Genomic DNA, 12,143 nt, shown 5'->3' with positions numbered 1-12,143 from the left:
TTAAAAAAAAGATAATTTTTTATCTAAAAATCCCTTTGCTCCATCTATTAAAGATCCAGCTGTCTCCTTTGCCTTTGACAATCCTTTTCCAATATCTTTAATTTTCCCTACCGGATCGGACATTGTTTCTTTAATTTGTTTATTAACAACATCAATACCTTTATTTGCTGCTTCAACAGCTTTTCCAGCTTTCTCAAACCCATCTTTAAAAAACTCGACTCCATGGTGCAAAGGCTCTTTAATAAGGATAGCACCTTTTTCAGCAATTCCAGCAGTTAATTTAGCAGCTTTCTCTCCAATAACTCCACCAACGAATGAACCTGCAGCTGCACCAACAACTGTTCCAACGGGACCAGCTAAACTACCTAAAGCTCCCCCTATTACTGCACCTGTAATTGCTCCTCCCGAGATAGCTACTGTATTATTTACAGCATTACCAATTGCTTTAGCATTTTCACGTTTCAAAACATCGGGGTTATTTCCGTACTTAGCATAGTTCTCTGAAATTTTAAGCCCCATTCCTCCGACTTCCATTGCACCGGTTAAAACAACTGTACTTAATGCATTTGTTTTAGCAAATTTGGCACCCGTACTAACGAAAGATTTAAACGTAGTGGGATTAAAAGTTTTATATTTAATTTCATCCAAAAATGCCCTTGAGCTACTCGTAAAATTCGCCACATCATCCGGCAAGTATTTAGCAATCTTTTTATGAACCAAATCCGCAAGCGGTACATCTTTATACTTACTTTTCAAATATAGTGGACTCAGGAATCCTCTTGTCATCGTTCTTAACTTTTTAGTTTCATCAATTTTATCTGTTACTTGTTGAAGGGCCGCCATATGTTTATAGGTGAATACACCATCAGCATTCTTTATAAATTGAGTAAACCCCAACCCATAAAAAGCAAGCTGTTTTGTCATCAATGCTCCAAGAGCTGTTACGGCCCCATACTGCTCATACAACTTATATAACTTACCTACAAGATTATCTGCATCAGCAAATTTATTTGCCACCATCCGCAGGTCAATTTCCATTTCACTAAGCTGCCCGGTAAGCTGATTACCAGTACCCCATGGATCTCCTACATGATAGAAGCAATGCCTATATTCCGCCGGAGCGCTATTGATTAACTCTGCAAGTTCCATATGGAGATTTCTGTATTCGTCTTCAATTCTGGACAAACGAGTAACCAAGTCATTTGCCAGGTCTTCCAGGCGATCTGGATTTACAGAAATTTCATTTCCCATTTCAAAACCTCTCTTCTTTTATGATTTAATTGCTAATTTTAAATTAAAATAAATTTATTATCTGATAGCCTGCTATAAAAACTTGTATTGGCAATAAAAAAAGATCAACACACCCTGGCGCACATCCGTCATCATATGTCTTACTCTTGTCATATGAACCTTTTTTCTTCTCTTCATTATTAGACATAAAAAACCCATCCATTCTTTATATTCTTCAATCCGCTTTAAGTCTGGCCAATCTCTCTAATTCTCTTTGTCTTTCAATTTCTTCTCTGACTCTGTCAACTTCATTTGCAGCGCTTTCCAATTCACGGCTGATATTATAAAGGTTATCAGAGTGCCTTTGAAAGAGGACGCCCGCTTCTTCCAGTGCAGAATCAAATTTGTCCCGGGCTTTTCCATTCCATTCGTCTGCATGGTTTTGGACACTTTGCTTTAGTTTGAATTCCTCTGTTTTAATATCATCTGAAGCTGTCTGAAATACCCTTGCCAGTGCTCTTACATGTGATGAGTTCATTTTGACACCTCATTTTTAAAAGTTTTTTATTTAGAGTCTCGTTATTTCTTACATCCCTAATTCTTTATTTATTTTTAGAGGGCAGTTATTTGAGAGGAGTTTGCTGAAGAATTTGGTAGCAGTAATTATGTACATGTCTCCAAACCGGAGACATGTACGGGAATTATTTAATTGTCAGGCTGCTTCGCCATCCTCGGAATGAGGAATCCCATAATCACACCTATGGCAATGACAAGCAGAATAATATAAAGAATCATTAATTTGTTATCTTGTTCTGCGGGTACCTGATCCTCCGCCTTGAAAAAGCTTTCCTGTTTCGAATCGGAAAAAAGCTGAAGCTGGTCCGCTTTTGCGGTGATGGTATTAGTAGTGGTTTCACCGCCGTCGAACAGCTTCTCCTTCACTTCCTTCAAAGGATCCAGGTTCTTTTTTGTAAAAGTAAGATCCTTTTGTTCCTCGGGAATCTGCTTCTTATTTTCATAAAGTGATTTTTCATGGAGGTAATCGGTATTCTCTTTGAATTCCTTTTTTTCATAGGTATTCGGAGTCAAGTTATTAAAGTCAGGAGTCGCCCCGGCGTTTTGGCCAGCTATCAGCCAAAACGCCGGAATCAACAGAATGATTTTAATAATTCTTTTAAGCTTCATAAGCTTGGTCCTCATCCCTCTTTGTGCGCAGGTCCTTTATAGACCGGACTGCAAATGGAATGATAGCAAGGAAGGCAATAATGCCAAGTAGTATGAGGATGGCCGGAATAAACAGGGTTTGTGAGTCATACTGAATGGACATATATACCTTGGACATTGGGTCTTCATAGTTAATATTCGGTGCTGTAAGCGCAAGGAACGGACTGATGAAGAAGGCGATGAGACCTACGCTCAAAATCCATCCTGCCAGATTGCCGATCTTGAACCCTGCCAGTACGATGGCTGAGGCTGCCGTCAGCAGCAATATGGTGAAAATGGTCCACTCTATTGCGCGATCCTGTTCCATTGAGTAAATATTGAGGCCGAATATGCTGATAATCAGACCGACAATAAGATTCAGCAGCACAAACATGGAAGCATGGACAAGCATCGGCGCATTTTTGAAATAATGGCTGAAGTATCCGATCATTAAGCTGCTGAGCAGGACAATGGCCAATACAACAACCGGCGGGAGCTTGCTTTCTTCTTTCTTGGCAGCTGTTTCTCCGCTGATTTGAAGCGGACTGGATAATTGTTCGTATACCGGACCATTCTTTTGGCCATTCACATAGGTGTTTCCAAGAAGATTGTAAATATCATCCCGGAACATCTGAGTTGTCTCTACGTTCGAGCCCCATTTGGAATTCAGTGTATCCGCATCCAGCTGGACACTTTGCACCTTTTGCTCCAGCTCGTTTGTATAGGACACGATATTACTTTGGTTTTCTCCGATGGATCCAACAAGATCATTAATCATCAGCATTCTTTGGCTGATTCCTTCCTGTTTGACCATAACGGTAGTTCCGTCAATGCTATCTACAGGAACTGGCGTATTCGTTGAGGATGTTTGAATTTGCTCCCTTACTGAATTTGCGTTTTCTTGGAGAGCAGATAAATCTGTATCAATGGCTTTTTGCTGTGCATTAATTTTTTCATTGTACTCTTTAAAGAATGCCATAAACTGGTTTTCAAAATCTGTTAGCGTATCCTGAGATGATAATAATGCTGTGTTTAGGTCATCCTTAGCTTTTTGTTCTTCCTCATTTACAGCTACAATAGTGTTTAACTTCTGTACAAGCTCTTCCAGCTTATCTGGATTTTGACTGTAAGAATTATTTATTAAATCTTCATACTGAATAAGGGAAGCGTAATATTCCATCATTTTTACAGGTTTAGTATTGTTAATATTTAGGTCAAAAGCTTCTGGATTAAATCCAAGATCAATTAGTTTTTGCTCCTTCTCCTCAATGAGCGTAATCATGGAATCAAAACTCACAGAAACTCCTAGCTGGTCTAAAAGGTTTTTATTTTCTTCTTGTAAGTTTTTATTTTCTTCTTGTAAGTTTTTATAAACTTTATCTAAATTGGTAAGTTCCTCAATTAATTCAGCATTATTAGCCTTGAGTTCCTCGACTACTTTTTGCAGCGGATTCTCTCCTGAATCTATTGTTGCCATTTTTTGCTCCACAGCTATTAGACGCTGTGATAAAGTTGGCAGGATAGTCAAAGCAGATACAACTTGTTCCGGCTTTGTACCTTCAATTGTCTCTAAAGAATCTTTCAAAGTTGTAATCTCTTTTTCGATACTCAATATCTCTTTTCTTTCCTCTGCCATACCAGGTACAGTTGGATACTCTATGCTCGCTGCCGTTAGTGTGTTAGTCTTAGCCCCACCTGTAACTTTATCAGAAGCCACGCCTGTAACTTTGTCAGAAGCTGCACCTGTGCCAGGGTTCTCCGGCTGCGTTCCGTCAGATAGCTCTCCTTTTAATGAGCTAATTCTTTCAGCAGCCTTTTCAAAAGAAGTTCTTTCTTGTTCTTCAAAATATTTATCCAGTGCACTAAATTGCTCAGTAATTTGCCGATCTACCTGTGCGTTTCGGATTTCTGATAGATCCCCAAACACCTGGCTATTCTCTTCCAGCTGCTTTTCCACACTCGCAATTCCACTATCCAAGTCCTGTTTTCCCTCAGTCAAGTCACCACTAAGAGCACCCATATAAGCTGGCATCTTTTGTCCCGCAACAGCTTGAATATCGACTACATTTTCATCCTGCATTTTTTGAAGGATACTTTGCTGATTATCCTGGTATTCTTTGTACTGATCTACAAACTGTATAAACGAGCCAAGGTTCTCTTCAAATTGGCCGAGGTTATTTTCGCCATCGGCAGTGCTTTCCGCAGTAGTCTTCACTGTCGACTGAATGTTCTCCAGCATATTGCGCTGCTGTTCGATTTCCGCTGCCAGGTTCTTTGAGCTGGGCTTATAGAAAGCGAGCATGGCATTCTGGAAGTCTATTTCTTTTTGTAAAATGGTATCGAACTGGGATTTCACATTTTCCAGGTCCTGTGATACATAGGTCCAGTACAAGGTTGAAATCTTTCCATTCACACGGTTGGTGGCTGTCTGGATCTCGCGCAGAACCTTTTCCCGGTTCAGTGAGTTCAGCTGGTTCTGAACGGTATATTCAAAATTTGCTTTTTCAGGCTGCTGGCTTTCATAGGACATGATGTTCTTCGAAAAATTGGAAGGAATATAGACAACTGCATCATACTTGGTATTTCTCAAGCCATTTTCTGCAGCACTTCTGCCGATGACAGTCCACTCATATTGTGAGCCGTCTTCGAGGATCGATGTAATTTCCTCTCCAAAATCAAGTGACTTTTCTTCCTTGTCAGCGCCTGTATCTTCATTTACAACAGCTATGGTTCTTGTGGCATTCTCCCTGACCAGCAGAGGATTATCGCCAATGGAGCCAAAAAAGATGGCTGGCGCGGCGATAATCAGAAGCATCACCAAAACCATTTTCACGATATATTTTGTTTTGGCTGTCATGCTAAGACCTTCCTTTCAGTGCACATAAAGGAATTTGAATTTTTAATTCCTTTCCGTTTATAACGTAATAACCATATCCCGGCTGAATCTCCGCCTCTTTCCGGTCGTATGGAAGGGTAAAGAGCGTCTGCTCTGATTTTTTCATCAGAACGACTGCCTGGCGGATCTGTTTGATTTCTGCCGTTAAGGAATCGTATCCTTTCGTCAGTTCATTATTGCTGCCTGTAACGATGACACTAAAGCCAAGATGGCTTCCGTTTTTCATCAGCCTTGCCATTCTTTCCTGCAGGCTGTTATCCAATGTCTGTGCAAAACGGGAGTATCCATCCACAGCCAGCACAATCGGCGAAAACTCTATATCTGTATTGCCATGCTGGATTGCATTAAGATATTCTTTTTCCCTAAGGGATAACTGTTCTTCCGCCTTTGCTGCCCAATCGCTGATCTGTTCCTTTGTCTCGATATAGACTGACTTTTCCTCACTGGCATAGGATGATAATCCTCTGTCAAAGGAATCGAAAATACCGATGGATTCAGCACCCTGAGCCAGCATTTGATTGATCATGAGCTTAAGAACATTTGTCTTTCCTTTTTGGGCCTGCCCAAGGATAATGCAATGCTTGGTTTTATTGAAGTTTGCATACACAGGTTTGACGGATTCTTCATCAAGGCCAATTGGTACAAGTCCTGGCTGGGTCTCTCCCGCAGTGTAACGGGTAAAGTTAATCGTATTAAGCTCTGCCGGAAGCATCGGCACCTCTTCAGGCTGACTGCAGTTCTTGTATTTCTCCTTCAGTTCCTGAATGTCGGCCCGGATCGATTCTATGATCTCGAAATCATCCTTGCCCTCTGCCGGCAGGAATACCTGTGAAAAATAAGCCTCTTCCATTTTAATAATGGCTCTTCCCGGTATAGGCTCAGGTGCGAACGGAACTCTTCCAAGAACGGAGTAGGCCTCGCTGCTGTCCATCAGATAATGGACGACTTTTGTTTTGAGGTTATTCATGAGCGACTGCCGGATTGAATTGATCCGGGTCGCAGCGAAAATCATATAGATGCCGAGTGACTGTCCATCCCTGGCAATCTGATTAATTTGCGTTTCAAGCTCCTGCATTTCCTCTTTTACTAAATCGAAGTTATCAAATGTAATATAGACGAGCGGCAATTTTTCATTGCTCATCGAATTGTACATCTTAATTCCGCTGACTTCCTGCTGCTGGAATAATAGCTTCCTGCGGGCAATTTCATCCTTGATCAGATTCATGAACTTTTCAATTTTTCGTTCTTCGTCCATCAGGAAGAAATCGGCCGTATGCGGCAGCTGCCTTAACGGAAGGAGTGAACCATTGCCAAAATCGAAAATATAATAATGTGCTTCTTCAGGAGACCGCTTTTCGGCAATGCTGAGCAGCAGTGTCATAATCGTATGGGATTTTCCATAACCTGATGAGCCGAACACCCCTACGTTTCCATCCTCTATGATTTGATAGCTTAATGGATACTGGCTCTGCTTCTCAGGCTCATCCACCATTCCTAAATGAATTTCATTATTCTCCTCAGCGCGATAAAGTTTTCTGCTTAAGCGCCCTTCAAGAGGAGGAAGCCATGGACTTCTAAGTTTCTTAATGCCCATCGAGGATTGTGCTGCTTCAATTTCTTCCACCACTGCCTCAATTTCTGTCTTTCCGCCTTTTTTCTTCCCTTGGCGTGAATTTACATCTGATAATGGCACAAGCCCAAGGTCGGTTACGATTGCAATCTCATCCTCTGTCTCAGAAGAGTCCTCCAAATAAGGGGCCCCGCTCCATGCAGATTGGAACAGTTCATAGACTTCATTATTGCCGACCTGCAGATAGCCGCGTCCGGTTACGGTAATAGCAGCGGCATCGCCGTTTTTAATGATCTCCCGGCTGTCATCTGTGTCCTGAACTTTTAAAGCCACACGGAAACGGGCATTACTCCAGATCTGTTCGTCAATGACACCGCCTGGCTTTTGGGTGGCCAGAATTAAGTGTACTCCCAGGCTCCGGCCGATTCGCGCAGCACTGACAAGCTCTCTGATGAATTCCGGTTCTTCACTTTTAAGCTCCGCAAACTCATCGGAAATCAAAAACAGATGAGGCAGAGGCTCCTTTGCCATATTGTTTTTATAAAGGTCAGTGTAATCGTTGATATGATTTACCTGATATTGATCAAAAAGCCTTTGCCGCCTTTTCAATTCACTTTTGATAGAGGCAAGCGCTCTTGAACTGAAGTTTTTGCTGCCTTCAATATTCGTAATCGTACCCAGAAGATGCGGCATGTTCTTAAACGGCTGGGCCATGCCTCCGCCTTTGTAGTCAATCAGCAGGAAAGCGACCTCGTGGGGATGGAAGTGAACAGCAAGCGAAAGAATATACGTCTGCAGAAATTCACTCTTACCCGATCCCGTTGTCCCAGCCAGCAGACCGTGCGGGCCATGCGCCTTTTCATGAAGATTCAAAAGCGACAGGTCTTCCTTTCCTTTTAAGCCGATTGGAACCGCCAGAGATTTGGAAGACTCTTTCGCAAGCCAGTTCTCTTTGATCGGAAGCTTCCCTACTTCTTTTACTTTCATCATTTCCAGGAAGGAAACGCTATTTGGAATGGAATTGGTCATTCCAACCTGATGATCAAGCGTTCTTAACAGACGGGAAAATTCCTCATTTCCCTTCTTCTGATGAGCATCAAGCTTAAATGGGACGCTCACGGCTTTTTTGTCCTGAATCAGAATGTCCCCTTCTTCCTGATTGACATATCTGACAAGGGTTTGAATATTATCATGAAGACTTTCCTTTGAGTCTGCTGCAAAGATCACGGAGATTCCCATATTGGAGTGGTCACCCTCCAAATATTCCAGAATCACATGATCTGCAATTAGCTGCTGATTGGCTATGATGAACACAAGATGAGGTGAATACACCTGCTTCTCTTTATTTTCATCCAAATCCCTTTCACGCAGGATTTCATAAAGGGAAGACAGCAGCTGATCCCTCGTTTGTTCGTTATAAATCAGCCCTTTTGCATGTGCATGCGGCATCTGGAAATGCGGAAGCCATTTGAGCCATTCCCATTTTTTATATTCTTTTTCATTAAAAATAAATACGAACCGCACATCATGGTAGCTGTGGAAAAAGGCCAGCTGCCCAATGATCTGGTGTATCTCATTTTTAACAACCGGCTCTTTTCCGATCAGCCCGATTGGCCCCTTTGCAAGGTCAGCCACCACAGGCACATTTCTAACTTCCTTATACACTTTCTCCATTTGCTGTGACTGTTCAAGCAGATCATCGATTTCACGGTTTGCCATATCCCCTGAGCTCACCTTAACTTCATAGCTCGCAGGCACATTTCCGGTACCCAGTCTGAATTGAAGGAAGTCAAAGCTCTGCAGAGGCCGTTCCCAAATCCGGTCGGATATATGGCCCGTAAAATATTTCATTTTCTCAAAAGACGGAAAGTGGAATTCCAGAACATGCTTCTGCTGATCAGATAATGCCTGCAGCTCTTTTCGCTTCTCTTCCAGGTAGGCTGTATACACTCGATGCCTGCGCTCTTTCCGCTTTTTTTGATTGCTTTTATCCTTAAAGTACTGAACTGTGGATGTCACTAAAGTAGTCATGAACATGACCATTGAAATGATAATAAAAATCCCTCTTGGCTGAATTAAAGCCACGATGCCCATCACGATCAGCATAATCAGAGGCGGCATGATAATCAGCCATAATCCCCTGCCTGAATCATCCGGCTCCTGTGACGGAAAGGACAGGGAGACCTTCTCATCCGGCATCTCATAGATCATCCTTGGCGTTCTCCGGTAGAGCGGATATTTCTTTGCCATCTCTGATTGCGGCCTGATGGTAATCGGGAGCTTTGACTCATACCCTTCAAAGCTATCAATCTGGAAAAGATCCTCTTCTATTATTCGTATAGACATGAATGGAAAGAAAAGCACATCTCCCATTTCAAGGAAGGTCCTCTCTTCAACTCTTTTGCCGTTTATATAAAGCTGTCCTGAACCCGGCTCTGCCATCCAGCCCTTATTTGTTTTTATCAGGTCAAAAGAATGACTCGCATCCATTAAAATGCCGTGCTTTTTATAAATGGATGCTTCCGGGTTATCAGAGGATATCTCTATTTCCCTTTTATAGCCGGAATAGTAGGTCTGACTTTTAATAGCTTCAGAGGTTCCTATTATCGTCAGGGTTTTCCCTTCATCATTTATCTGAAAGGGTTCTCCATCGTTCAGCTTTCCGAGAACCGACTCATTTTGCTTAACTTCATAGAAGCTGTCGTGCTTTTCTATTGACATAATTCCTTTTGTAAAAGGAAACTCCCTTATTGTCACCAGCTGTTCCAGGTCAGGACCAATAGTGATCCTTCCACTTTTTTCAATTGGCATAGACAGCTGCTGGCAGTAATCGCTGTAAAACAACCATAACTGTTCCATCTCTCCACCTCCTGTCTATCTTAATTAGGTTTTGTCTTTTCTGCCTCTTCCTTCTTCTCAGCAGATTTTTCAGCAGAGGTTTCAGCTGCCTTTGCATCTGCAGGCTTTTGCTCTTCAGCAGCTTTTTGTTCTGACTCCTGCTTTACTGTCTGTTCATTATCTCCGCTGCTGCTTTGCTCTTCCTGAAGACGCTGCTCCTCTTCCTCCTGAGCTTTCTGTTCCTCTATATACTCATCAATCTCTGCTTGAATTTCGTCGATTTTCTGCTGTTTTTCATCGGATTCAAAACTATCATCTGCTTTGACAACTTCACGGTATTTAAGCAATGCGAACAGAATTAAGTCCCGATCCTCAAGATCCCGGGAGATATCGAGAGCCTCCTTGGCATCTCCCCTCCCAATATGAATCCAGTAATGATAGTATAGGGGATCCGTCTGCAGGGTGATCGTATTTTGGACATTCTCTTTTTGGTCTTCTGTCAATGCTTCATTTATTATGTAAGACTGTGCCAGTTCGTACTGTACGACTCTTGGCATCTGATCAATATCATAATTGGATAACTCGGAAACGACATCGCTATACTGGCTTTTCAGAAAATGCTCCTGACTGTTAATAAAAGCTGCCTGTTTTGGCTGAGTAAAGATAAGGGAATATAGGCTGAAAGCAACGAAAGGCACTAAAGCAATCAGCAGACCCCACGCCGAATACCTGGTTGCTTTCCACTTTTTCTGCGGAACCTTAGCATATTCCTTATCTTTCTTTTCAAGCATTTCTATGTTAGTCCGGATGATGTCTGACAATTCATTTTCATCCTTGGCCTTGATGACACTTGCCGCTGCAGGCGACAGTTCAATGGTTTCATGAAGTTTGAGGTAATCCCGGAAGGAGCGATTTCCATCTACAGCAGCTGCGATGGTCGCTTTCAATTCCATCCAGAGTTTTTCCTGATTGGTTTCATAAGGCGGAAGGCTTTCACTCACACCATAATGAAGCAAATGCGGTGACAGGCTTTCATCCGCCACAATGTTTTCAGGACAAATAACGAGATGCATCCTGGAATATGGATGACTTTTCACAAGTTTTAGAAGCTGCGAAGAAAAAATCCATCTGCTTCTCTGGTCTTTCTTTTTTAATTTGGAAAAGGTTAAGTAATTTGAGGGAATTTGCAGGACGAGGCGCAGTTCATCCTCTGTTAAATGGATATCCCTTTTTATAGCTGATTCCATTGCCTGGAGCAATTCCAATTCCTCAGCAGCATCAGCTTTAATTTTTTCTCTTTGAAAAAGAATGGTTAGGGATTGATGATCTGTTTCGACAACCGCTTCAAGCTGCTCTTCAAGGTAGGTTTGACTCTTTTCTGACATTTTTAAATGCTCCTTTATAAAATTTCGAAACGGTCCCCAGTGGTAATCCCCTTTTCTGCCAGCTTATCGTTTCCTGACAGAATAATTTGCTTGTTGGGAATTCTGACCCAATATCCTTCCCGGGGCGGCTGAGGAATAGACTTAGCTTGCCAAACAATATCAACTACTTTTTTAACAGAGTGATAGTTAGATAGACGGAGATCGAAAGGTTCAACTTCATAATGTTTTAAATCAATTGTTAATTCTATGTACATATTCAACACCTCACTAGAAAAGCGGAAGCGCCTCGATCACCCCTGACACCTCGAGGGGGCAGGCTGCTTGCGCTAGACAAATTACCAAAGTGAAAATTTGCTAATTTAGTACCAAAAAAAGAGCGCTTTTCATCCTGTGAATGCAGCGCTCCTTCTCCACTTATTGATTCAGATAAAATTAACCGCGGATTTGGCCGGCGATCTGGTTATCAGCATCTTCAAGAGCTCTTGCAGTATTATTAAGCTGAACAGAAATATCCTCTAATAATTGCTGCATTTGAACAAATGAAGGTCTTAAAGATTGGTATTGTTCAGCAAATGCTCTGCTTGCTTCCCCTTCCCATGCACCTTCCAGTTCACGAATCATATTATCCAAACGGACAATCTGATCCCCAACCTGGCTGCTTTCTCCATTATAACGGTTAGACATGCCTACTAATTCTGCTGGTGTAACGCGAATAACTCCTGACATTCAAATCTCTCCTTTTCAATAGGTTACTATTATTGTAAAAATACACAATCGAAAGGTCAATTACTTACTTGCAAAAAATAACAAAACAGTTATTTATACCCACTAATACCCAATTTGAAGACACTTAAACATTAAATGGTATTTTTTTCATAAACTTTTTCTATTTATTGTTATTCATCAATTCTAGAAATATAAATTTTATACCTATTTATTACTATCATGGCAGTCAAAACTCGTCAAATCGCTTATGCGGGCGTGTCGAATTATGTCTGTGGTTTTATTCCTATTAATCCAC

The 12,143-nt window shown here is 41.7% G+C and carries 9 protein-coding genes; all 9 read right to left on the bottom strand.

Annotated elements, in window-relative coordinates; genetic code table 11:
- On the bottom strand, positions 1–1,251 hold the full coding sequence (locus tag CE058_RS07535) for a hypothetical protein (protein ID WP_163141739.1): 1,251 nt from the start codon (positions 1,249–1,251) through the stop codon (positions 1–3).
- Positions 1,252–1,294: 43 nt separating this feature from the next.
- Complete coding sequence (locus CE058_RS07530; protein ID WP_163141736.1) at positions 1,295–1,438, bottom strand: hypothetical protein; 144 nt, start codon at positions 1,436–1,438, stop codon at positions 1,295–1,297.
- A gap of 27 nt (positions 1,439–1,465) precedes the next feature.
- Positions 1,466–1,768 carry a WXG100 family type VII secretion target gene (locus tag CE058_RS07525; RefSeq protein WP_163141733.1) on the bottom strand — a complete coding sequence of 101 codons (303 nt, stop codon included), beginning with the start codon at positions 1,766–1,768 and terminating at the stop codon, positions 1,466–1,468.
- A 167-nt stretch (positions 1,769–1,935) separates the two neighbouring features.
- Entirely contained in the window at positions 1,936–2,415 is a 480-nt protein-coding gene (essA, locus tag CE058_RS07520; protein ID WP_163141730.1) for a type VII secretion protein EssA, read from the bottom strand.
- Positions 2,405–5,290, bottom strand: a complete 2,886-nt coding sequence (gene esaA / locus CE058_RS07515) for a type VII secretion protein EsaA (RefSeq protein ID WP_163141727.1) — start codon at positions 5,288–5,290, stop codon at positions 2,405–2,407. Before esaA ends, essA begins: the two co-directional genes overlap by 11 nt.
- Position 5,291: 1 nt before the next feature.
- Positions 5,292–9,758: a type VII secretion protein EssC gene (essC, locus tag CE058_RS07510; RefSeq protein ID WP_163141724.1), complete on the bottom strand. Its 4,467-nt coding sequence runs from the start codon at positions 9,756–9,758 to the stop codon at positions 5,292–5,294.
- A gap of 20 nt (positions 9,759–9,778) precedes the next feature.
- A complete protein-coding gene (essB, locus tag CE058_RS07505; protein ID WP_163141721.1) occupies positions 9,779–11,122 on the bottom strand; it encodes a type VII secretion protein EssB in 1,344 nt (447 codons plus the stop codon).
- 14 nt (positions 11,123–11,136) lie between these two features.
- Entirely contained in the window at positions 11,137–11,376 is a 240-nt protein-coding gene (yukD, locus tag CE058_RS07500; RefSeq protein ID WP_048010874.1) for an ESX secretion system protein YukD, read from the bottom strand.
- A gap of 178 nt (positions 11,377–11,554) precedes the next feature.
- Positions 11,555–11,848, bottom strand: coding sequence for a WXG100 family type VII secretion target (locus CE058_RS07495; protein WP_009336200.1), 294 nt, complete (start codon positions 11,846–11,848; stop codon positions 11,555–11,557).
- Between the last annotated feature and the right edge of the window lie 295 nt (positions 11,849–12,143).

Origin of the sequence: Bacillus sp. 22-7, from assembly GCF_010628845.1 — a bacterium.
Lineage (GTDB): Bacteria > Bacillota > Bacilli > Bacillales > Cytobacillaceae > Cytobacillus > Cytobacillus firmus_B.
This window is presented reverse-complemented; position numbering and strand designations above follow the sequence as displayed.

Coding starts and splice junctions, on each gene's coding strand:
- essA (WP_163141730.1), bottom strand. CDS start 2,415: ATGAAGCTTAAAAGAATTATTAAAATCATTCTGTTGATTCCGGCGTTT.
- essB (WP_163141721.1), bottom strand. CDS start 11,122: ATGTCAGAAAAGAGTCAAACCTACCTTGAAGAGCAGCTTGAAGCGGTT.
- yukD (WP_048010874.1), bottom strand. CDS start 11,376: ATGTACATAGAATTAACAATTGATTTAAAACATTATGAAGTTGAACCT.
- CE058_RS07495 (WP_009336200.1), bottom strand. CDS start 11,848: ATGTCAGGAGTTATTCGCGTTACACCAGCAGAATTAGTAGGCATGTCT.
- CE058_RS07535 (WP_163141739.1), bottom strand. CDS start 1,251: ATGGGAAATGAAATTTCTGTAAATCCAGATCGCCTGGAAGACCTGGCA.
- CE058_RS07525 (WP_163141733.1), bottom strand. CDS start 1,768: ATGAACTCATCACATGTAAGAGCACTGGCAAGGGTATTTCAGACAGCT.
- CE058_RS07530 (WP_163141736.1), bottom strand. CDS start 1,438: ATGTCTAATAATGAAGAGAAGAAAAAAGGTTCATATGACAAGAGTAAG.
- esaA (WP_163141727.1), bottom strand. CDS start 5,290: ATGACAGCCAAAACAAAATATATCGTGAAAATGGTTTTGGTGATGCTT.
- essC (WP_163141724.1), bottom strand. CDS start 9,758: ATGGAACAGTTATGGTTGTTTTACAGCGATTACTGCCAGCAGCTGTCT.